Origin of the sequence: Paenibacillus sp. FSL R10-2736, from assembly GCF_038000245.1 — a bacterium.
Taxonomy (GTDB): domain Bacteria; phylum Bacillota; class Bacilli; order Paenibacillales; family Paenibacillaceae; genus Paenibacillus_AQ; species Paenibacillus_AQ phytohabitans.
The window spans coordinates 3,395,028-3,417,911 of sequence record NZ_JBBOBN010000001.1; the positions used below are offsets into that span (position 1 = coordinate 3,395,028).

Genomic DNA, 22,884 nt, shown 5'->3' on the forward strand with positions numbered 1-22,884 from the left:
AATCCCCCTTTGACAATATTGGATCAGGTTTAGCCTGCCTAAGCAGTAACAATCCTGACTACTCTTCAGTTTTGGCTTCCTCGCGGCTGGTGACCCGCCGGATATGAAGCATACAGTAGACCATCTCTTCTTTGGTGAGCTCGATGTGGTGGCTTTTATGCAAGTATTCTTGGATCTTTCTGGTGGTATGGTAGGTCTTAGGGAATTTCCCCTTCAACTGTTCAAATAGGAAGTCTTCTTCTTCATGCAACAACTCATTGCGCAAGGACCGGTACACAAAATATTTCAGGTGCGTCACAAATCGCGTATAGCTTAAAGAATCCTCGTTGAACTCGATCCCGTAATCATATTTGACGATGTTCAGCACATCCTTGACAATTTTGGTCACAGCTATTGTTTCTTGCATTTCATGACCGCCCTGAGCTGCATTCACAAAATGAAGAGCAATAAATCCCGCCTCATCTTCAGGTAGCGTTACCCCAGTAACAGATTCAATGATATGAAGTGCCTTCAATCCAACCGCAAATTCCTTTTTGTAGAATCTTTGGATTTCCCAGAGCAGGGCATTCTTGATCTGCATCCCTTCGCCGATCCGGGTAATAGAGTAGCTGATATGATCTGTTAACGTTAAGTAGATATTATTGCTCAGCTTATGCTGAAGTTGCTGTTCAGCAAGTGTTACAATTTGGTCCGTCAATTCCAAATACCTGGTGGGAATCTCGCTGAGCAGCTCCGACAGCTTTGCCGCAAGTTCCCTGGTCTCAAGTACGAATGTTTTTTCGATCAGGGTTTCATCGAGAACTTCGCCTGCTTTTTTCTGAAAAGCAACTCCTTTGCCCATGATTACCATCTCAGTGCGGTTTTCTTTTTCCACCAAAACGACGTTATTATTGAAAATCCGTTTGATAATCATTCGTAACATTCGCCCTTTAACATTTAATAAAAAATAAACCTAAATCGATTCAGAACTAAATGCTCTGACTCAATTTAGGTTTTGCCTGTGTACACAGTAACAATCCTAATTGTTGTGAGGTCAGTATAACAAAAAAGTAAATCGTTTTCAACTTAAAAAAAGTACAATATTTTAGCACGTGATTGTTTTGAAACGAAACGAGAAATGCTTAATTGCAAGACGGAATCGAACAGACTAAACCATGATACCTGTGGCTGATGGAATTCTATTTATTGTTGAATGGTTGTATCCTTCCAGGACTCTTGGTAACGAGTTCCTCTATTACATTATCAAGGGAGCTCCCATAATCCAATCAACATCTTCAAATACTTCGATGTAATCATCAATGGTATCGAAAAAGCATATAGTGCTCGAAGGTTGGTTATTTGTGGTATATTCATGAACCATGATAGGGCCATGTTCCAATTTCCAAACCGTATGAATGCGAGTAACTCTGTTTCCCTCGTGTATGAATCCCATCTCAATATGTCTAATCGCCCGTTTGCTGTGCAACTTATCGTTTTCCCTGATGATAATTGGATACTTTGTCATTTATAAATAACCACCTCCCCGTTTTCTGTAAGCAGCCAAACTACATTCTGCTACCCAGACGAAAAGATTAGATGCCAAATCGATCGTAAAGAGCTAACACGTTACTTTCGTGTAAAACTAAAAATTTTGAACATAATATGTGGGCTTCTCCCAATTCCATCTTTTCGGTATATAATCGATATTGATCGTTTAGGCGACATATGTATATAATATTATATAGAATCAAGCTAATTGCAATCGTTAAATTAACGATATTTGTCGATTATTATACAAATCATCAGTAAGTGTTGATTATTTAAGAAAATATTGTGAGCCTAACAGGGCGAATTTTAACCGTGCAACTATATATCTTCATTACATTGATAATCAACGAATATGCATGTGAAATGGAGTAAATATAAATGAAGAAAGAAATCACGGATTGAATGAAGATGTTATGGGTTGCTTTATAGGAACAGCTTTTGTAGGGATAGTGGAATGGTGGATAAGGAAAGGTATGCCTTATCCACCTCATGTCATGGCAAATCAAGTGGGAATGTTTCTGCCGTTGGACTCGGACCTAGAGGGCTATTACGCTCATCCCACTCCTTGTCCAACCATGATTAGGCTAGTTAGGGCATGAATCCGAATCACCTGTGATAATATGAATGACAAGAAGGTAAGGGATTACCTAAGAGCTATTTGATTATCCTACAACATTGGAATCCTCCATTCGTCTGTACAAATAAACCCTTGGATATATCGTTGCTATGCTTAATACTAAGAACAAAATCCCCCCCATTACGACGTATTGCGTACTTATTCCCGATACGAATATTCCGCATACAGCTGCGCCAATCGTTGTACCCAAGTTGGCAGATGTCAGAAAGACGCCGTTCGCGAATTCGGGAGCCTCCGGCGCTGCAGACACAATCCAATATTGAGTGATGTTGCCTCCTATGCCGCCCAAGAATCCCCACATCAAAATAATAAAGGCCATCGGTACGCTGAACTGTCCCATGAGAAAAAGCATGATGTAAACTGCTCCCATTGCAAATGGATAAGATTTTACCGTTCTTAATGCATGATTAGCAAGCAGCTTCCCTGCAATCATGTTTCCAACAATATTGGTTGAACCGTATAGGAATAACATCAAACTGATTGTGTTCCAGGCATAATTCGTCACGGTTTTCAGATACTCAGCAAGGTAACTGTACACTCCGAATACAGCTCCGTTCATGAAGATGACACCTGCAATGGAAAGCCAGGTAACGGATCTTCTTAATATACGCAATTGAGTGCCATAAGAGAGCCTTTCTGCAACAGGCATTGATGGTACGAACAGGAGGGTCGCGACGAATGCCACTGTCGTTACGGCAGCAAAGAACAACATCGCATAGGCAAGCGAAGTGTAGGTGCCAATCAAGCTCGAGACCGGTACGCCAAGCACCATCCCTGCAGACACGCCAATGAATACTTTGGCCACTGCCTTCGAAGCTTCTTCCTTGCGGACCGACGCCGCCGCGACGGTAAATGCCAATGAACAATAAACAGGATGGAAAAAAGCTGGGACGACACGAACAATCAATAATACGGTAAAGTTTGTTGTAAAGACGGAGACAAGGCTGCCCACAATAAAAATACCAAGCACAAGCAACATGACATGCTTGCGGTTCATTCGTGAAAACAACAAAGGCAAAATGGGACCGGATATGGCAACCGCAAGCGCAAATAGACTCACGAGGAGCCCTGCGGTGGAGATGCTGACCTGGTAGTGTTCCGCAATCAACGGCAAGATTCCAATCACGCCCATCTCGGTATTCAAGATACCGAATACACCCAAAGTCAATATATAGACAATTAAATGATTTCGATTAGTCTTCATAGGCCATAGACGTCGAGAGATCACGGTAGGCATCGATCTGCGACCGGAGGTCGGCAATCTTCTGCTCTGCAATGCCGATCGCGTCGGCGCCTGCAATAAAGCGTCGCGGCGGCTTAACTTCGCTTGTAATCATGAGGAGTGCTTTGGCGAGCTTGTTCGGGTCGCCGGACTGTTGCCCGTTCTGGCTTTTAAAAAATGTCATGTAGCTAGCCCTGCCGTCAGCGTAGTCCTCGATCGACGGTTTGGCGTAAGTCGACGACGACTCTGTAAGAAGTTCCGTACGGAAAAATCCCGGGTTGACAATGGTCGTATGAATGCTGAATGGAGCTGTTTCAGGCGCTAACGACTCCATCCACCCCTCAAGCGCAAATTTCGAAGCACAATAGGCGGAATTAAATTCGAATCCGGAAATGCCGGCGCCCGAAGAAATCGAGATGATATGGCCGGAACGCTGCTTGCGCATTCCAGGTAACACCGCCCGGGTAACGTTCATCGGGCCAATCAAAGCCACCTGTAGCTGATCTTCGATTTGGTCCGGGGTCAGTTCCTCGAAGAAGCCTCCATAGAAGTGTGCGGCATTATTGACCAGCACATCGACAGTCCCGAACCGGTCGATTGCCGCCTTGACTGCAGACTCTGCATCGGCAGGTCGGGTAACGTCCAATTGGACGACCAATAGATTCTCGGCTTCGCCGATTGCCTTAGTCACCGCATCCGGATTACGGCCGGTAGCCACAACCTTGTGCCCGGCGTTTAAAGCTGCTTTCACGAAATGGGCACCCATACCTCGACCTGCTCCCGTGATAAACCAAACCTTTGTTGTATTCATGTAATTCATTCCCTCCAGCCTCCAATCATGTGATGAATATATTTAAATTACGCCGATTATCGGCTGCTCCGAGGCAAAACCCGGATCGTCGCCGATGTCCCGCCTATAACGGTGATCGGAACTGTTTTTCTGGGTGTGTTAAAGCAAATGAGAGGAACGCACGAAATGAGACTAAACTAACTATTTAATCTCTTGGGAAAGAAGTTCCTGTCTTAGTTTCATATGCTTCAATTAACTGATCCTGAGCAGTTGCATCATAAATAACTGAATTAACCCTTGGATCTTCCTTACTTTGAAAAAAGTATTTTCCTGTAACATCCGTGCCTTCTTCGATACCTTCAGCCAGCCAAACATAAGTCATGTATCCAGCACGTAAGTCATCAGGTGTAGTAGTATTACCATTATGGAATCCCATTAAAGTCGGAACCCATCCTGGTTGAATTGCATTCACTTGAATGTCTGGCCAATAACGAGACACGGTCATTGCTAAAGTGAGAATTTGAAGTTTAGTATCATTGTAGTTAATATTAGGGGCATCATTTACGATTTCTTCAACTTTAAGGTTTCCTCCTAAATGTTGATCTGACGAAATGTAAATCAGATGCTGTGGTTTATTTACTAAACTAGTCAGAATATACGGGGATAGAGAATTAACATTTAACATCTCTTCTGATGGAGCACCGTATACACCTGCATTATGAATAATGACATCGAACGTACCAAATGCATTAATTTGATCCGCCAACTGCCTTGTTTGTTCTAGGTCAGAGAAATCCCCAATAACTACACCAAGTGCTTCTGGTAAGTCTCTTCGAACATCTTCTGCACGACTTTCATTTCGAGCATGAACGACAACCTCATGACCTCTCTCTATAAGATACTTAGCAGCCAGTTCTCCTAACCCACCTGTTGATCCAGTAATAAAAATTTTCTTTCGATAGGCTTTATCAACTGGTTCGGTGTTTTCTTCTATATATAGAAGTTCTTCAACCACTTCTTCTGTATTGTATGTTCCCAAACCGAATCTCCCTTCAGTCCCTTCATTTTGGCTGCTGTTATTTTCACTATCTCCGTTATCAGGAGTTTCATTATTTACAGTTACGCTAGGATTTTGATTAGGCTGATTAGATTGAATAAGTGTATTTATAAGTAGTCCTCCAACAATCACAACAACCAATCCTGCTATTAATCGTTTAAATCTCAATATTTTTCCTCCATATATTTACTAATATTCTTTATTCTAGTTTCACTCCCCTTATTTCACTTGGATTTTATTTTATTGAAAAATCTATTCTACTCGTTCTATTGTCACCATTACTGATTCAGTATTACCTCTCAAAATAGATAAGTCACCCTCAATCCGTCCTAATCGTACAGCACCCGCCCATTCTCCAAGATCAGTATATGTTAGTGAGAGTGCATTGCTCGGTGCATAGTAACTCAAATCTCCAGCTTTTGGTGAATCTCGTTCAGGCATACCATCCATTGTAATCAATTGTGGTGGTTCTGCGATAAGCTCACGACCTCCATAGTCTTCAAACTCTAGTGTTAGTGGCAACTGTACAAGGAGTGACTCTGAAGCAGGATTGTCCCATAAGACAGCGGTAAGTGTTTGATTGCCTACCACGATTCGAAGTGTAGCCGAGTTTTCAGTTTCAGAAGAAATCGGAATTTCTTCTGGGTTTTGTTCAACTTCTGAAGTTTGATTATTATCAGATTCTTGAGGAAGTTCTGATGAATTTCGTTGCTGATAAATAAAGTAAAAGCATCCTGTGATAAGTATTGCGCAAGCTATAAATATGGTTATAACACTGTTGCGTTTCATGTTTTTTCTCAATGGCTCCTCTACCATTTTAATCGCTACGGGTTCAATTCCCCGCAGCGATTAAATAACTTGCTTTGTTGGGCGAATCATTATTTCACTTACAGCAACAGTATCCGGTGTGCTAATCGCATATGCTACCGCTTCGGCAATGTCACTCGGTTTCAATCCCACACCTGGTATTTTCGCGTTCTCTTGTATCCACTTGCTAGTTGCGGGGTCGTTGACCGTTGTGTAAAGTTCCGTATCCACCATTCCGGGAGATATAATAGTTGAACGAATATTATTCTCTCTTTCCTCTTGGCGAAGCCCCTCCATGATCGCCCGCACAGCAAATTTTGTTCCACAGTAAACAGCATAACCAGGACTCACGACGTGTCCTAAAATAGAGTCAGTCGCAATAATTTGACCGGATTGCTGTTTTTTCATGATAGGTAATACCGCAGCAATGCCATTTAATACACCCATGATATTGAGATCTACCACTTGTCGCCATTCATCAAAGCGTGCTTCCGAAAGAGACGCAGTTGGCATAATCCCAGCGTTATTATATAGCACATCTACGCGACCATATTTTTTGACTGCCAAATCAACAACTGCTTGAACTTCTTCTTTTTTTGTTACATCAGCAACAGCATATGAAATTTCAGCGTCCGGCAATGCTTCAACAAGAGCTTTTAAGCGATCTTCACGGCGAGCTGCAATGACTAATTTTGATCCCTCTTCCGCAAGTTTCTTGGTCGTTGCTTCACCAATCCCACTTGATGCGCCTAATATAACGACAACTTTCCCTTGAATATTTGACATAGGAGATTCACAGTTCCTTTCTACGTGCAATTGGATTCATATATATTAGGAATTCCCACGAACCCACGTTCTAATCAGAATTAGATTTGCGCGGCTCTACTTTGACTGTCGCAGAACGAGCTCGCGAGCTGATCATCGAGTTTAGGTATGCGTCGCCGGTGTATTTCGCGCGGTACGCATTGTCGATGTGATCATTGATCTCCCCCTTGATCGGTTCAAAAGAGACATCCTTCGTCATGCCAGCCACAGTGATTCGCCCCGCCCTCTGTCGTAGTACTGCCTGGTACCAACGGGAGTTCTGTCCGTAGTAGGCGCGTACATAAACTGAGCCGTCAACCACGACGGACCAAATCCAAGTCGGGGTGCCGTAGGTTATTCCGTCTTCTCGGAACGGGGAAATATGCAGGTCATCAGCTTTAGAAATCTTCTCTAGTACTTCTTTCGACCATGTGTCCATAAATTACATCCTCCTTTAAACGGGCCATTGATACAGAATGGCTAATACTCCTTTTATAAGATACATTCGCCACATCGAATTTTCTGCGAAATTAGCAAACCTATTACCTTTACTTTTTATTTTAACGTGTTTTTTTGTGCATAGATAATACTTATATCTTATACCATGATATGCTTGATGGGCATTTCATAATTGTGTAAAGTATTCATAAAGGAGGAGTACAGATGGAAGTTAGAGTTTTGCGTTATTTTCTTACTGTTGCAAGAGAAGGAAGCATTACGGGTGCTGCTGATTTTTTGCATCTTACACAGCCAACTTTGTCAAGACAATTAAAAGATCTTGAACAAGAGTTAGGAAAAAAACTATTTATCCGCAGTAGTCACAGTGTCATTCTCACAGATGAAGGAATGCTACTAAGAAAGAGAGCGGAAGAAATTGTTGATATGGTCGATAAAATAGAAGCGGAATTTAAATCTATGGAAGAAACAATAAGTGGTGATATTTATATAGGCGGTGGGGAAACGGACGCCATGAAACTGATTGCACGGGTAGCAAGAGACTTACAGTTAAGATATCCAAATATCCGGTATCATCTTTACAGCGGAAACGAAGATGATGTAACTGCACAACTTGACAAAGGATTGCTTGATTTTGGTATTTTAATACAACCGGCTGATGTATCAAAATATAATTATGTTAACATTCCCGCCAAAAATATTTGGGGCGTTGTTATGAGGAAAGACAGCCCTCTTGCTTGCAGAGACACCATTAGAACGGCAGATTTAATTAAAGTTCCGCTTATTTGTTCACGACAGGCTATGAAGCAGACATTCTCTAAAAATGAATTTGCGGATTGGTTTGGTGAAGACTTTGATAGATTAAATGTCGTGGCTACCTACAATCTTGCATATAACGCTGCCATTATGGTTGAAGAAAGCATTGGTTATGCAATAACTCTTGATAAAATCGTGAATACGTCTAGTGATAGTAACCTTTGCTTTAGACCCCTGGAGCCAAGACTTGAATCCGGCTTAAATATGGTATGGAAAAAGCATCAGGTCTTTTCGGCAGTTGCCGAAATGTTTTTAAAAGAAATTCAGGGGAAATTCAGCATATAAAACTAACAAACAGCCTGAATAACCCCCTTTTTTTTAGCTATCCTGCCGTTCAACTGAAGTTAGTTATCTGAGAACTGATACATTGGAAGGTTGTCCTCGACTTCTTCTCGTCGCGATATCCTCGTACTATCTACAGTGTAGCTGCTAAATTGGATTAGAAGTGGCGCGAAGCAATCTGCTTCAGATATGGCAACAATTAGCAATAGTACTTGTTCTTGTCCCTTAAAACAGAAAACCCGCGCTGGGCGCAGGCACTTATGGGATTATGTTCTTGTCCACCGACTTTATTTCATTGTTGTTGGAGGACAAGAACTTAGCCCCTTGTGTGTCCTTTAGCTTGATAAAGCTTTTTGAAAATCCATGTTTATACATCCCCTCTCACACACACCAACACTGGAACGCCAGCAGCAGATTATCACTTCTAGGCAGGCCAATACCGAGATAAGAACTTTCACTAATCAACCCATACTAATCCAGTTGCCAATATTCAGCTGGTGCGCCTTCATTTGGGAGGGGGGCGCTTTCCACGGATAAATCAATCACGGAGACTTTGTCTTCGTTCCATTCCTCATGTTCAACTGCAATGACGGTTTTGGTTGTTCGTAATTGCTATAACTTTATTTTCAAGATCACTACAGCGCGCGCAGGAACATTATACAGACTTCCATCCAACTCGAGCGGCAGAGAAACCGGTAAAACGCGCACAGGCTGTTCCATCGAATTGAACGCATCAGGCTCGTCGGCGGTTAAAATACATTGCTCGCCTACGATACGTTCCATCGCCGCCCCTTTTATCTCTAGTTCTGTGTAAATATCGAACGGCGATGGATTGACCAACTTCACGATGAGCTCGTTCGCGGATTCGTCAAGAGTCGTCACCGCAGTCATGAAAGGAATGGCACCGTAAGCGTGCTCGTGTATGAGTTGCCCGTCAATGAAACATCTGATACGTTTAGATTCCACAACAATGTGCAACTGTCTTGTCTTTCCGGGCGAGAAGTCTACCTTTGCATTCGGAGCGAGTTTCACACGCGACCACCCAACAATGCGAACGAGTCGGCTTTCTCCGTCGGGGTCTAACTCCCACAAGAAATAGTTTTGTTCGTTCCCCTTCTTGTGTCGATCGAGAAAGCGCAGTTTAAACCCGGCTTCGCCCGTCGTTACGTTCAATTTCACTTCATAAGTTTGCCAAGAAGCCTTGCCGATCCAAAGAGCATCTTCGGTAACTTCGCAGGAAAGCGAATTGCTTGTAAGCTCATCTAACTGCAGTAACGTATCTTTTCCGGAAATGACCGAGATGCCCTCGACCTGTCCGAGCTGACTCAGACTCACTCCAAGCCCCCCATGAATTTCCGGTAAGAAGCACTCTGTTTCTACCTGACAATCAACCACTACGTCGCCTCTATTCTGGCCGAACATCTTCTGGACATAGTAAGAAGGTGTCCCGTACGTCCGCGTCCCGTCAAAATAGATTAAATTCGGTTCCCATACCGTATGATGAGTATTCGCAAACAAGGGTGCATATGAGGACATTACGACTATATCCTGATTTCGCTCCATCCCTACCATGAATGCCGCTTCACTTAACGCGCCTTGCAATGTTCCATTTTGATTGTTAACGGTCATTGCATATTCGCCTACGTAAATTTTTGGGCCGCTGCGGTCATAATGATCGTACATGTCATGATATAACTGATAAAACTCATTATCAGCGTAAAAGTGTTCGTCCACGATTTCAACAGGCAACCCCTTGGTCTCCGTTCCTACTTCCCAGTGCGTGTTCCAAATCGTAATAATATCCGGGTAAGCTGATTTAAGCGCATCGTAAAATACTTTGTAACGCACATTATACTCCGGACCGAAATTTTCGTTTCCGATTTCAATATACTTCAGTCCGAACGGCTCCGGGTGACCGTTCTCCGCCCGCATAGCGCCCCACTTGCTCGTTACCGGGCCATTCGCATATTCAACAGCATCCAGCATGTCCTGGACCCATTCCTCAAGTTCATCCATCGACACGAGCTCACCAGGCCTTCCTTGGCAAGTCAATCCGCAATTGACGACGAACATCAGCTCCATCTCCATGTCCTCAGCCATTTGCAAATACTCATGGAACCCAAGTCCATTGGTGGTGCGGTAATTCCAAAGCGTCCAATGGGAAATCCGTTCGGTCGGGTCGCCGACCGTTTTTTTCCATCTGTACGCAGTCTCAATTGAAAACCCTTCAACAAAGCAACCTCCAGGGAAGCGAAGGAAACGCGGACTGAGCCCTTGCAGCATGTTTATAAGGTCGGTCCGTAGACCATTTTTACGGCCTTTGAACGTATCTTTCGGGAACAAGGAAACGAACTCGAGCCAGAACGTTCCTTCCCCTTTTGCGGAAATAATAAGTATTGCGTTGGGATCCGTGCTGTTGCTCTCAATCAACAACTCATATTTCTGCCATTCTGACGAATCGATTTGCACCTTTTGCATCAAGTATACGTAGGATTGAGAAGTATCTTTCAGCGTAATCTCCAGCACACCGTCGAATTCAAGGCTTTTTCTTGCAAAGAAGGATAATTCATATCTACAGCCGGCTTGAACCGGAATTCCCCAAAAGCCGTTATTCGTCACAGCCACAGGTCCCCCCGCAGCGTTCACAATATCTATTCGTAGGGACATAGGATTCGCGGAATTTAAGGGTTTTGACTCGTCGAGTGCCATCTCTGCATCTGTACCGTCAGGACAGAACAACTCCCATCCCGGAATCAGATCCGAATGTTCAAAAGGGGCACTCCATCCAGCAGGTGTGTGTAACGTACAACCATCGACATGGCACCGTTCGGGTATCAAAGTATCCTCGAACGAACGGTTGCGGATCAGTTCCGCATATAATCCTCCATCACCAGATCGATTAATTTCCTCGAAGAACAGGCCGTATAAGTTTCTACTTACGGGGAATCGCTTATGACCGGCATGAATTGTTATTTTCGCAGATGAACTCATTGTTACTCAACCTTCCTCACTTATGCTAATGTACTTTCAAGAGATGGCATTCATTTCCCATATCTGAAAGCTCTTCACTTCCACGCTTTTTTGTGCAAATATCCGGACTCTATTACTTTGTTCCAATATTGGATACACTCTTGCGGATATGCATAGTTCATCAATTGCGAATACCTCGATCACGCTTTTAAAACTGAAATTCTGAACATAATATATGGGCTTCGACCGTTTCAATCTCCCCTGCATATAACCTCTATTGATCAAATAGACGACATATGTATAATAATAAATAGAATTAACCTGCTTGCAATCGTTAAATTAACGTTATTTGTCGATTATTGTACAAATGATCAATAAGTGCTGATTATTCAAGAAAATATGAAGTGGATAGAAGAATACTCTTAAAAAAGCGTTATTGATATAAAAGCCTCGATCAGTGTTGATCGAGGCTTATGCCATAGCTGTAGACCCTTCTGGAAAACTAGGATGGAAAGAAAATTATGTTGAATTGTGGAATGAGCATAGGTCAAATTGTAGTTTCCATTGCAGATCGCTCATCAAACTCATTGACACTATTTGAAACCAGCCCTTTTTTAACAAACCAGCACCCAGTAAATTTCAAGTTGAAAAAAGTTGAGTAATTGGAAGTAGCTTCTCCATATAGGCGCGAATCGGAGCTGGACCTCCTGTAAGGGTTGCGGAACGCCAACGCGTCTGATTACGCCGCCCGTTTGTACGGCTCCCAGGTAGAACCTCACATTTTATTCAATCTTCTTAATAATTTTCGCAGGAACACCTGCTGCAACCGTATTGGGTGGAACATCCTTGGTGACAACTGCACCGGCGGATACAATAGAATTTTCTCCAATCGTAACACCTGGCATGATCATCGCGCCTGCTCCCAGCCAAGCGTTCTTCTTGATAACAATAGGAGTAGATATTGTGGATTGTCTTTTTGCTGGATCCAATGGGTGGTTAATTGTAATCAGGTTAACTTTAGGCCCAACTAATACGTTATCTCCGATGGTTATACCGCCTCTGTCCATAAAGGTACAAGCGTGATTGATAAACACATTTTTCCCAACTCTGATATTTTTGCCGAAATCCGTGTAAAAAGGGGGAAGAAGTCCAAACGAAGCATCAACCTCTGCTCCCGTTAACCTCGAAAATAATTTCCCGACTTCTTCCGCTTCATGGTATGAGTTGTTTAATTCCATTGTAATTTTCTGTGCTTCAACAATAAGATCGCGAATTTTATAATACTCCGGATCATTCAAAGAAATTAACTCGCCATTTTTATCTCGCTCAAGAATGTCTTTCGGATTCATTTGACATACTCCTTTCCATATAAAGTATTTAAGATTGATTTTGCCCATTAGAGTTGCAACTATGCTAATACTTCAGACATTACGGGAAACATATCATTCTTCCCCTCCTTCTGTATTAGTCATTGATGGAAAATGTAACTTGAACAGCCCCCATCCCAAGCGCTGCTGTGAGTCCGGAGATGTCTTCAATATATCCGAGTTTAGTGTATCCACCATATGAATTGGAAAACGTATTGTAGAAAAGCACCAGGCTGTTGGAGGACCACACCATGATTTCTCCTGCATGAATGGTTGCCGGTGCTTCTGTTGATTCAACAGGCAAACCACTTGGAAAATGATAGTATTTCTCTTGGCCGTTCAATTCTGACATGTTCACGGTCATCGGCATCTGGGCAATCAATGCCTGTGTTGTTTCATTATCATACATCTTTGCTTTAAAAGTCCTATTCCCGACAGTAATATTCATGGTGCTCATTTTACCCTCCTCGGATTGTACCAGAGCAGTTGCGGACGGCTGTCCAGGTGCTGTGGATTGTGCCGGAGCAGTCGGTTCGGCAGATTCTTCTATTGGCAGGTTTGCTAAAAACCGCGTCAGCATGGTTGCAGCCTGGGCCCGGGTTGCAGAGCCTGCGGGCAACAGCTTGCCGCCGCTACCCTGTATATTCTGTATGCCCACCATCCACTGCAAGGCTTGCTTCGCATAAGCGCTGACCTCTGATGCATCGGTATAACCATCCAAAGTGGTATACGCAGAGATGTCATAACTCTTCGCTTCGGCGTAACGGTACAGGATCGTTGCGAATTGCTCACGGGTAATCAAGCTATGCGGTGAAAATCTCCCCACGCCCGTACCGGTAACAATCCGGTTGGCTTGCGCCCAGGCCACAGCCGAAGCGTAGTAGCTGCCACCAGGAACATCGGAAAAACCACCGTTGCCCGCTACTGCCGGAGAACCTCCGATGCGGTGCAGCACTGTGACAAGCATTGCACGGCTCATCGGCGTTTCCGGCTCGAAATCCCCTTTTCCGGTGCCGGCCATCAAATTGTTCTCAGTCACAAATTCTACCGCGCTGCGATACCAAGCGTTGTCCGATACATCATTATAATCTGCCGCAAAAGCAGGATTCGCCGTACAAATAGTCAGAACAAGTCCCAACAGCAAACTAATCAGCCTTGATACTTGATTTTTCCTCACAAAATCATCTCCTGTCTCTAGATAACTTTACTTCAAAATAAACTCGCCGGTTTACTCGGCAAGCGACCAGGTAACTTGCACATTTCCTGAACCGAGCGCAGCTGCCAGATTTGAAGGATCGTCAACTCTTCCGAGCGGTACATACCCCCCATAAGAATTGGAGAAGGTTTGATAAAAAAGGACCAGCGTGTTTCCGGACCAGCACATGATGTCACCGGCTTGAATAGTTGCAGGGCGTTCGGTAGCTGCAGCAGGAAGATCCTCCGCCAAGTCATTGTATTTTTCCAGCCCGTTCAGCTCGTCCATTTGGATGGTCAAAGGAAATTTCGCGACTAGCGCCTGCGTCGTTTCATTGTTATTTAATGTCGCAGTAAAGGTGCTTCCGCCTACAGTAATATGGATGGCAATCATGCTGTTTTCCTCCGTCACGTTATCTTCTGTTACAATCACGTTGTTTTGCTTGGCCGATTCAGCGGGCTGCTTTGTTGCTTCAGCGGGTTTACTGCCCGGGAAGGGAATGTCCAGATTAGGGCCTTCCCCGCGCTCTGCGGCAGCTCCAGAACTTGGCCTATTATTTGCCGAGCTGCAGGCTGCTAGCATAAATATAATAGAAAGGCAGAACAGCAAGCCTAAGATTTTACGCATGTTTACCTCCTGATTTAAGAAATCATGGCCCATACGAACCGTTTCAAGCTATATTTTCGCGTGATACTGATTAATCCGCTTCATCTGCCAATTCGATCAGCACATCATAGCTGCCCGTCAGTTCACTGATTACTGACAATTTAATGTCTATTTTTCCAATGTTCACCTGATAACCATATTGTTCTGATTTCTCTTCATCTTCAAAAAGGATGGTAAAATAATTTGCATCCGTTGCAAAATCAATATCACCATTTAGCCAACCGAAATGCACATCTTCTTCGCTGTACTCTAGTGGATCGTCCATTACACCACAGAAATCGTGAGAATAACGGTTTACATGTACGGTATAAGGCAGCTTGGAGATTAGATCCTGTGCCGCAGTGCTGTCGTTCAGCGTGCCGGGAATCACCACATCACCGAAATGCATATTGATTTTAGTGCCGCCCTCCAGGACACGAGTGGCTATGGAAGGGTCTTCTATCTGCATCCAGGCGCCGTCTGAGGCCACACGCATCGGATTATCATGTACCGGAGTTCCCTCAGAGGTTTCTGCAGGTATGCCGGCTGTAGACTGTGCGGCCTCGCCAATAACGCCATTTCCGTTACTGCAGGCTACAAGCATAACAATCAACAGTACTGCAAAGGGAACCGCTAAAATTTTTCTCATTACATTCACCAACCTTTTCTTTCCAATCCGAAAAAATATATAAGTAAGCCATACAAAATGAGGATAAAGCTATTATTTTAGCTTTCCCCTTTTGGGCGACGGAATCCGCTGCATGCCTTTTGCTGCATAATAGGCGACACAGATGCAAAGCCCCATCATGGCCAAATGGTCCGCAAAAAATAATACCGGATACTGTTCAAATTCAAAGGAAATGAACATTATTTTCAAAAAAAGATATAAAGCAATATCGTGCAAGATAAAGGCATAGACACCGTATGCGGCAATTCCTGCCGCGATGACCCGCAGTATAACCTTACGGGCTCCAGACGGCCTAGCAATTCTAACCGCTTTGCGCATCATCATCATAATCATGTTCCAATGTAAGCCGACATGCACGGACATGAAGATAAACCCCCAATAGGAAGCAAGCATATGCAATTCCCTTGCAAAAGACATCCCCCCGGGAATGGACAAGAAAGCAAAGGGATAACGGGACATCATAATGCCGCTGACCATCAGACCGATCATGCATATAAACACCGACAGATTCACCACGGTTTGAAAGATGCGGAACACCGTATACTTCCCTTTCCGCAAATTTTTGTACCATCTGAAGTTCAGCAGGTTGTGAGTGATGAACATTACAAACATGGCGGCGCCGATCCATTCATGCGCCTTCTGCCCGGTCAGGATGAAAGCCATGAGAATGGGCAGCATTATACTCATGACCAGATCAAGGACTATTTTAATCATAGCTTTGGGTTTCATCGTTCCTCCCCTTAGTTGCTTCAGTTAGTCATTCCAAGCTGATCCAGCCACTTGTTCACCTCTTGCTCGGCATCGACGGCATCTCCGCCTCTGACGGCAAGCCCATCCAATACGGTTGCGGCGGTCAACATGTTTTTTATTGTTTGGTCATTGTTTGAAAACCGGCTGCCTTCATGGGTAGTAAAAGGAATCACGGTTTTACCTGAAAAGTCGTATTCCTCCAAAAAGGTATACACTGCCATTGGAAGGTCGTACCACCAATTCGGGAAACCTATAAAGATGGTGTTGTAATCATCCATGTTTTCCACATAAGCGCTCAGCTCCGGCCGTGCCTTCTCCTTTTGCTGTTCCTGGCCCAAATCTACAACCGTATCGTAATCGGCAGGAAATTTATTAGTAGTTTCGATGAGAAACTGCTCGCCGCCTACAGCTTTCTGAATCAAATCCGCGATAATTTCCGTATTGCCTGCAAGCACACCATCCTGGAGATTTAGACTGGCGCTGGTAACGGCGTCCACACTTGGATCAAAATCCGTATTGCCGACACGGGAAAAGTACGCAATGAGGATTTCCCTTTCACTTGGAACCGTCTGAGCTGCATTGCTGTTTTCAGTAACATGACCAGCAGAACCATCAGGCGTGTTGATTACGGCCGTACTTTCATCTGATGAACTGTTTCCGCATGCTGTTACGGAAAGAATTAACAATAACATAACGAGTAACACAATCGTTTTTTTCATGTATAATCCCCCCTTATAAATTCAAGAATGAATTCTCCTTCTTTCTTATTTTTCTTCTGCGATAACTTTTTTGACAACTTTATAAGCAGACATAGCTCGTGGCCAACCTGCATAAAAAGCAAGCTCGATAATCGTTTCGACGATTTCTTCTTCCGTAAGACCATTTTGTTTGGCACAGTCTATATGAAAGCTTAGGTGCTCTATGTCTACATCCGTAATTAAATTAGCTGTTACATTAATTAGATTGCGATCATGCGGAGACAGTATTCTAAGTCCATAATCATCTCTCAAAAAAAACTTATCGTTTTGTTCATCAAGTTCTGGCATAAAATCGTCAGTTGCTTTCTGTGTACCAAAAGCCCCGTTATGATTTGACATTTCCCTATCGCATCGAAAAAATGTATTTATTGCTCAGAGCTACAAATGGAAAATCGATATTGATCGATTAGACGACATGTGTATAATAATATATAGAATCGAGCATCTTACAATCGTTAAATAATCTGTATCTGTCGATTATTTTACAAATTCAACTGAATTGACTATTAACTTAGGGAGTTGGGTGATATCAAATATGTCTAAAATAGATAGAAGAATACTGAAATCACAGGAAGCGATAAAAAAAGCCGTCATTGAATTGATGTCTGAAAAGAATTTTGATGCTATTACTATCCAGGATATTTCCGACAGGGCAAATGTCCACCGGGCAACCATTTATCTTCATTACACTGATAAATTTGATCTGTTGGATAAACTGATCGAAGAACATATTAACAACATGAAGGACATCAACCAATATGCATGTGAAATGGAGTGGAGTGAAGCAAATCTGGTCTATTTCGAATATTTTGAGCGTAATTATTTATTCTTTTCAACGATGTTAGCGAGTAAAGGAGCTCCTTCGTTTCGTGCACGGTTCCTTGAGTTTCTTATTGAAGAATATAAAGGTGAAGTAAATATGAACGAAGAAAGAAATCAGGGATTGGATGAATTGATTGTGGGTTCCTTTATGGGAACAGCTTTCGTAGGAATAGTAGAATGGTGGATTACAAACGGAATGCCACATCCACCTCATGTCATGGCGAACCAAGTTGGGGTATTGCTTGAGAGGGTTGTATAAATCCCGCACATATATCAGGTTTCATAAAAATCACTTTTCATTCAAAATAAAGAGGGGAGACCGCGTATAACTAAAATCCCAAAATGTTTACCCTTAACACACAATATGTGGACAGCAATCCATCGGTATTACACGATGTTCTCTGGGACTCCTACCAGATTATCGATGGCTCATGGACTATCAAGATTCTCACTATGAGCGGGCAGAGGCGAATCTATCCGCGTTTGCGGTATTTAGTCTCCCATGCTTTAAAAAGTCATGGAATTCTCCAGACTACTAAGATAGTTTTGAGCACATCTGGAGTTTAATCAAACAGGTTCTTTGAATCAAAATTCTCTAGTTGGTTCTTCTACTCTATTCCTCGATTGATATTAATAGTAAACCTTGTTTTTGTGCAAAAAAAAAGCAAAAAACACCTACCAGAGTTGAATGGCTGATAGATGTCCTTTGATTTTTCACCAATACTGAGATTGCGGACTCAATAGTGTCTTATCCCACAATTACTGATGGCCTACAATTCGGTGAGGTACGTAAGGTTCTTCTAACGATGAAATCTCCTCAGATGTTAGCGAGATAGAAATTGCAGATGCAGCATCTTCAAGATGTGAAATTTTAGTAGCTCCAATTATGGGTGCTGTTACCGGTTGTTTTTGTAGCAACCAGGCTAATGCGACCTGTACGCGGGAAATTTCGTGACGTTCTGCAATAACACTAACCTGATCCACGACCAATTGATCTGCCGCTGCTGTAGAATCATATTTTTGTTTCGCAACTTGATCCGTTTCAGATCGATAAGTTAATTCCTTGGGATCTCTTGTTAGTCTTCCTCCTGCGAGTGGACTATAGGGGATTACGCCGATTTGTTCAGCTTTGCAGAGTGGCAACATCTCTCTCTCTTCTTCCCGATATATGAGGTTTAGGTGATTTTGCATGGATACAAACCGAGTCCATCCATGCTTCTCTGCTACAAATAGTGCCTTTTGAAATTGCCAAGCAAACATTGCGGAAGCACCAATGTATCTTGCTTTTCCAGATTTAACTACGTCATTTAAAGCCTCCATAGTTTCCTCAATCGGCGTATCATAATCCCAACGGTGAATTTGATATAAGTCTACATAATCGGTTCCTAGTCGCTTCAGGCTCTTATCTATCTCGGACATGATTGCTTTACGAGAAAGCCCTGCACCATTGGGCCCCTCGTGCATACGCCCATGAAGTTTAGTTGCAATTACAATCTCATCTCGATTTGAATAATCTTTGAGTGCCCGTCCGAGAACTTCTTCGCTTCTACCTAAGGAATATACGTTCGCGGTATCAAAAAAATTGATCCCCAACTCTAGTGCTTTTTTTATCACGGGTCGACTTTGTTCCTCATTGAGTACCCATTTGTGAACCCAATGCTCCGGATCACCAAAACCCATTGAGCCAAGGCAAAGCCGTGATACGTCCAATCCAGTATTTCCAAGCTTCACATATTCCATTTAATTTCCTCCTTTATTTAAAAAAGAATGAACTCTCTTCATCTTCCGACATTTGCGATCAGATAATAATTTTTCTCTGAAACCAATATTATCTCTTTCGCGGATGTATTTCAATTTTGCGCTATTTATCTACGTCAACTGTTCTTTTTCACTTTATTTTCTTATGCGTACTGATTACCACATTCCCTCATGTGAATGCCAGTTATTCCGGCAACCTGGTTCGAACGTTACCTTCCCAACAGCATTTGGTGCTGGTGTGAGCATTTTCAAATAACTCTTTCCAACAAAATATTGAGAAAACACGTATGCTTCTCCTGTATCGAACAACATAGTGTCTTTCATGTCTTTGATTATCATGGGGCTTTTCCGCTTATTAGTCATCATAGACTACAATATTAGTACTGCGAATATTGTTATTCTATTACATAGATTGTTTTGTTGGACGAATTAAAATTTCGTTGATAGCAACACTTTCAGGTGTGTTAATCGCATAAGCTACTGCATCTGCAATATCTTCTGGTCTTAATCCAAAACCTTCTATACTTGCAGTTTCCTTCAACATTTCTACCATTTGTGGGTCATTGAAACTTTTAGGTAACTCAGTATCCACTGCCCCTGGAGAGATCATAGTGGTACGGATATTGTTTTCATGTTCCTCTTGTCGCAAACCTTCCATAATGGCACGAACAGCAAATTTCGTTCCGCAATATACGGCAGCGGTAGGCATGACGATATGACCAGCAACAGAATCAGTCGTAATAATATGACCTGATTGTTGTTTTTTCATGATGGGTAATGCAGCAGCAATCCCATTTAGAACACCCATGATGTTGATTTCTAACATTTGTCGCCACTCGTCAAAACGGTTTTCTGAAAGTAGAGCTAGTGGCATAACACCAGCGTTATTGTACATTACATCTACACGACCATATTTTTCAACTGCAAAATCAACAACCGCTTGAACTTTCTCTTTATTTGTTACATCTGCAACTAAAAATGATATTTCAACATTTGGCAATGACTCAACAAGTGATTTCAAGCGGTCTTCACGGCGAGCGGCAATCACCAGTCTTGCTCCTTCTTGTGCAAGCTTTTTGGTAGTTGCTTCACCAATCCCACTTGATGCACCCATAATAACAACAACTTTATCTTTGATTTTAGACATGATAAATAACACCTCTTCTTAGTTTTTAGAAACAATTTCGTTCAAGCAAGCTAATGCGTTTTAGTGTTCCGGTTCGAGGTCTTGACCAGTCTTTTAATTACTCATCCATTTCACAATTTCAGGGTCGGAATGAGAAAAGAACAAACTCTTTCCTGTATCTAACGCAGCAATCTTATTCATATCCCCCTGGCTTATTTCGAAATCGAAGATATTGATGTTTTCGATGATTCTTTCCTTATTAACAGATTTCGGAATGACAACAACCCCTCTTTGTATCAACCAACGTAAAACCACCTGGGCGACTGATTTATTGTATTCTTTAGCTATGGATACTAAAGCCTCATTCTGGAAGAGGTTATTTCTTCCTTCAGCAAAAGGTCCCCATGCTTCTATCTGAACGCCATTCTCTTTCATGAATTCTGCACTTTCAGTTTGCTGATAGAAAGGATGGGTTTCAACCTGATTTACTGCGGGAACGACATCATTATGAATAATCAAATCCACTAGACGGTCAGGATAGAAGTTGCTAACGCCAATTGACCTGATTTGGCCCTCACGGTACAATTCCTCCATAGCCCGCCAAGAACCATATACATCCCCATATGGCTCATGAATTAAATATAAATCTAAATAATCCAACTGTAGTTTTTCTAGGGATATTTCGAATGCTTTCTTTGTATTCTCATACCCAGCATCTTTAACCCAAAGTTTTGTTGTAATAAATAGTTCTTCTCTTGGGACGCCGCTTCGTTTGATGGCTTTTCCCACCGCCTCTTCATTTAAATAAATAGCGGCGGTATCAATCAGACGATAGCCAGCCATAATAGCATCGAACACAGTCTGTTCACATTGGCTTGGTTCCTCAATTTGATAAACACCGAAGCCAAGAATAGGCATCTCAATACCGTTGTTCAAAATAACATTTTGCATATCTAGCCCTCCTCTTTATACTCTCGTATGGATTAAACCTCACTTGTGTATTATGCTAATAAAGTCAGCATATCGCAATGGCCAGATACGAAGCCTTTGCGGAATAAGTAACAAAAACAAAGATTTTGAGGCACAAGTATGGAAGGTAGGGATCGTGCATGTCTAAAGTGGATCGACGGATCGCAAAGTCGCAAGAAGCGATCAAAAAAGCAGTCGTTGAATTAATGAATGAAAAAGATTTTGATCAAATTACCGTTCAGGAAATTTCCGACAGAGCAAACGTGAACCGCAAAACAATTTATTTACACTACAAGGATAAATACGATTTATTGGATAAGCTCGTTGAAGAACATATCAATGAACTCCAGGAAATCTGCTATCCCCAATCCCCTTCGGATGAAGTCAATATCACCTGGTTTGAATACTTTGAAAGAAATTATGCATTCTTTTCAGCTTTACTGACAAGTATGGGGGCTTCCTTCTTCCGCAGCAGATTCCTTGATTTTGTTATTGAGGATATTCGCACGGGGTGGGAAAAAATCGAGGGGAAAAAGAACGGTTTAAACGAGAACATTATGATCCATTTTTTTGCACCAGCATACGTAGGACTCGTAGAGTGGTGGTTTACAAATGGCATGCCCTATCCACCAAGCGTTATGCATAAACAAGCGGAGTTTATGTTAGACATGAATTTGTCATAGGTTCCAAAATGCTATAATTATCGTAAAATGACATTCGATCTCATGAAAGTATTAAACTTAGTAAGCGTGGCGAGCTTGCGTCGATACTGATGATATGGTTATTGAACCAAATTTCTGTTCACCCTTTCCTCCCACAGCGAGGAAAGGGTGAAATTTTTTGTTCTTCCACAAGCATGTCCATCACGCCCATTCACACTTTTCTACATATACATTTAGGGTATATACAAAATGACTATTGATCCGAACGGCTGGACTGACGAGCGCTGGACCGAATGTCGCCGCCTAATACGAACATATGATTGCCTTAACAGTTGAAGGTCTGCAGTTACTGACTGCATATTAGAAATAATTAGAGGTCGTCCAACGAGATGGCTATTTAGATATTTATCAAATCAGCAATAGTACCATGTTCTTGTCCATTTTCGGCAAAGGGACCAAGTTCTTGTCCTGAGAAAAGGACAAGAACTTGGTCCCTTAAAATAGAAAACCCGCGCTGGGCGCGGGCTCTTATGGGACTATGTTCTTGTCTTCCGACAAAAAACATGTTTGTGAACAAGAACATAGTCCCTTGTGACAAGAACTTAGTCCCATTGCCGACAAAGCCCCTATTCTAGCAATAAAAAAACAACTAAATTGGAGTTGTTTTTAATAATCATGCTTCTTAATATAAGAACTTACATAATTAATCAGTTGATAATTTTTTGGATAATCCATGGATATCCTTGCCGGTACATATGTTTTACCATCATACTTGG

General features: G+C 42.5%; 23 protein-coding genes. 4 read left to right on the forward strand and 19 right to left on the reverse strand.

Translation table 11 applies throughout. The features are described from left to right. Window positions 1-58: 58 nt before the first annotated feature. Entirely contained in the window at window positions 59-913 is an 855-nt protein-coding gene (gene licT, locus NSQ73_RS14675; RefSeq protein ID WP_336100976.1) for a BglG family transcription antiterminator LicT, read from the reverse strand. 1,012 nt (window positions 914-1,925) lie between these two features. Between licT and NSQ73_RS34970 the strand changes: the two genes are divergently transcribed. Further along, on the forward strand, window positions 1,926-2,126 hold the full coding sequence (locus tag NSQ73_RS34970) for a TetR-like C-terminal domain-containing protein (RefSeq protein WP_418793862.1): 201 nt from the start codon (window positions 1,926-1,928) through the stop codon (window positions 2,124-2,126). Window positions 2,127-2,189: 63 nt separating this feature from the next. On the opposite strand, the gene NSQ73_RS14685 is transcribed toward NSQ73_RS34970, so the two are convergent. From NSQ73_RS14685 to NSQ73_RS14710, 6 genes are all read right to left on the reverse strand, one after another. After that, window positions 2,190-3,368, reverse strand: a complete 1,179-nt coding sequence (locus NSQ73_RS14685; protein ID WP_340987001.1) for an MFS transporter — start codon at window positions 3,366-3,368, stop codon at window positions 2,190-2,192. Continuing rightward, complete coding sequence (locus NSQ73_RS14690) at window positions 3,358-4,206, reverse strand: SDR family NAD(P)-dependent oxidoreductase (protein ID WP_336100981.1); 849 nt, start codon at window positions 4,204-4,206, stop codon at window positions 3,358-3,360. The genes NSQ73_RS14685 and NSQ73_RS14690 overlap by 11 nt, the downstream gene beginning before the upstream one ends. A gap of 175 nt (window positions 4,207-4,381) precedes the next feature. Beyond that, window positions 4,382-5,401 carry an SDR family NAD(P)-dependent oxidoreductase gene (locus NSQ73_RS14695; RefSeq protein WP_340987002.1) on the reverse strand — a complete coding sequence of 340 codons (1,020 nt, stop codon included), beginning with the start codon at window positions 5,399-5,401 and terminating at the stop codon, window positions 4,382-4,384. A gap of 84 nt (window positions 5,402-5,485) precedes the next feature. Then, complete coding sequence (locus NSQ73_RS14700) at window positions 5,486-6,022, reverse strand: cyclophilin-like fold protein (RefSeq protein WP_336100985.1); 537 nt, start codon at window positions 6,020-6,022, stop codon at window positions 5,486-5,488. Window positions 6,023-6,082: 60 nt separating this feature from the next. Next, window positions 6,083-6,826 carry an SDR family oxidoreductase gene (locus tag NSQ73_RS14705; protein WP_340987003.1) on the reverse strand — a complete coding sequence of 248 codons (744 nt, stop codon included), beginning with the start codon at window positions 6,824-6,826 and terminating at the stop codon, window positions 6,083-6,085. A gap of 70 nt (window positions 6,827-6,896) precedes the next feature. Beyond that, window positions 6,897-7,283 (reverse strand): DUF2255 family protein, encoded by a 387-nt coding sequence (locus tag NSQ73_RS14710; protein ID WP_336100987.1) that lies wholly within the window; start codon window positions 7,281-7,283, stop codon window positions 6,897-6,899. 224 nt (window positions 7,284-7,507) lie between these two features. Between NSQ73_RS14710 and NSQ73_RS14715 the strand changes: the two genes are divergently transcribed. Then, window positions 7,508-8,401, forward strand: coding sequence for a LysR family transcriptional regulator (locus NSQ73_RS14715; RefSeq protein WP_336100988.1), 894 nt, complete (start codon window positions 7,508-7,510; stop codon window positions 8,399-8,401). Between the two features lie 609 nt (window positions 8,402-9,010). On the opposite strand, the gene NSQ73_RS14720 is transcribed toward NSQ73_RS14715, so the two are convergent. The 9 genes from NSQ73_RS14720 to NSQ73_RS14755 form a co-directional block, all read right to left on the reverse strand. Next, a complete protein-coding gene (locus NSQ73_RS14720; protein WP_340987004.1) occupies window positions 9,011-11,389 on the reverse strand; it encodes an alpha-L-arabinofuranosidase C-terminal domain-containing protein in 2,379 nt (792 codons plus the stop codon). Window positions 11,390-11,425: 36 nt separating this feature from the next. After that, window positions 11,426-11,635, reverse strand: coding sequence for a GH32 C-terminal domain-containing protein (locus NSQ73_RS34975; protein WP_445669508.1), 210 nt, complete (start codon window positions 11,633-11,635; stop codon window positions 11,426-11,428). 515 nt (window positions 11,636-12,150) lie between these two features. After that, on the reverse strand, window positions 12,151-12,702 hold the full coding sequence (locus NSQ73_RS14725; protein ID WP_445669668.1) for a sugar O-acetyltransferase: 552 nt from the start codon (window positions 12,700-12,702) through the stop codon (window positions 12,151-12,153). A gap of 130 nt (window positions 12,703-12,832) precedes the next feature. Then, window positions 12,833-13,912, reverse strand: coding sequence for a cyclophilin-like fold protein (locus NSQ73_RS14730; RefSeq protein WP_340987007.1), 1,080 nt, complete (start codon window positions 13,910-13,912; stop codon window positions 12,833-12,835). A gap of 51 nt (window positions 13,913-13,963) precedes the next feature. Further along, window positions 13,964-14,557, reverse strand: coding sequence for a cyclophilin-like fold protein (locus NSQ73_RS14735; protein WP_340987008.1), 594 nt, complete (start codon window positions 14,555-14,557; stop codon window positions 13,964-13,966). A 70-nt stretch (window positions 14,558-14,627) separates the two neighbouring features. After that, window positions 14,628-15,224 carry a cyclophilin-like fold protein gene (locus NSQ73_RS14740; protein WP_340987009.1) on the reverse strand — a complete coding sequence of 199 codons (597 nt, stop codon included), beginning with the start codon at window positions 15,222-15,224 and terminating at the stop codon, window positions 14,628-14,630. 72 nt (window positions 15,225-15,296) lie between these two features. Next, entirely contained in the window at window positions 15,297-15,992 is a 696-nt protein-coding gene (locus tag NSQ73_RS14745; protein ID WP_340987010.1) for a DUF4405 domain-containing protein, read from the reverse strand. 20 nt (window positions 15,993-16,012) lie between these two features. After that, a complete protein-coding gene (locus NSQ73_RS14750) occupies window positions 16,013-16,732 on the reverse strand; it encodes a flavodoxin (protein WP_340987011.1) in 720 nt (239 codons plus the stop codon). Window positions 16,733-16,777: 45 nt separating this feature from the next. Beyond that, window positions 16,778-17,110: a carboxymuconolactone decarboxylase family protein gene (locus NSQ73_RS14755; RefSeq protein WP_340987012.1), complete on the reverse strand. Its 333-nt coding sequence runs from the start codon at window positions 17,108-17,110 to the stop codon at window positions 16,778-16,780. A gap of 196 nt (window positions 17,111-17,306) precedes the next feature. Between NSQ73_RS14755 and NSQ73_RS14760 the strand changes: the two genes are divergently transcribed. Next, window positions 17,307-17,852, forward strand: coding sequence for a TetR/AcrR family transcriptional regulator (locus tag NSQ73_RS14760; protein ID WP_336100994.1), 546 nt, complete (start codon window positions 17,307-17,309; stop codon window positions 17,850-17,852). Window positions 17,853-18,352: 500 nt separating this feature from the next. Here the strand turns inward: NSQ73_RS14760 and NSQ73_RS14765 are convergent, their stop codons facing one another. The 3 genes from NSQ73_RS14765 to NSQ73_RS14775 all read right to left on the reverse strand — a co-directional run bounded on the left by NSQ73_RS14765 (window position 18,353) and on the right by NSQ73_RS14775 (window position 21,428). Beyond that, window positions 18,353-19,333, reverse strand: coding sequence for an aldo/keto reductase (locus NSQ73_RS14765; protein WP_340987013.1), 981 nt, complete (start codon window positions 19,331-19,333; stop codon window positions 18,353-18,355). 421 nt (window positions 19,334-19,754) lie between these two features. Beyond that, window positions 19,755-20,498: an SDR family oxidoreductase gene (locus NSQ73_RS14770; protein WP_340987014.1), complete on the reverse strand. Its 744-nt coding sequence runs from the start codon at window positions 20,496-20,498 to the stop codon at window positions 19,755-19,757. Window positions 20,499-20,591: 93 nt separating this feature from the next. Continuing rightward, on the reverse strand, window positions 20,592-21,428 hold the full coding sequence (locus NSQ73_RS14775) for an aldo/keto reductase (RefSeq protein ID WP_340987015.1): 837 nt from the start codon (window positions 21,426-21,428) through the stop codon (window positions 20,592-20,594). A 158-nt stretch (window positions 21,429-21,586) separates the two neighbouring features. On the opposite strand from NSQ73_RS14775, the gene NSQ73_RS14780 reads away from it, so the two are divergent. Beyond that, window positions 21,587-22,129: a TetR/AcrR family transcriptional regulator gene (locus NSQ73_RS14780; protein WP_340987017.1), complete on the forward strand. Its 543-nt coding sequence runs from the start codon at window positions 21,587-21,589 to the stop codon at window positions 22,127-22,129. Window positions 22,130-22,884: the final 755 nt, after the last annotated feature.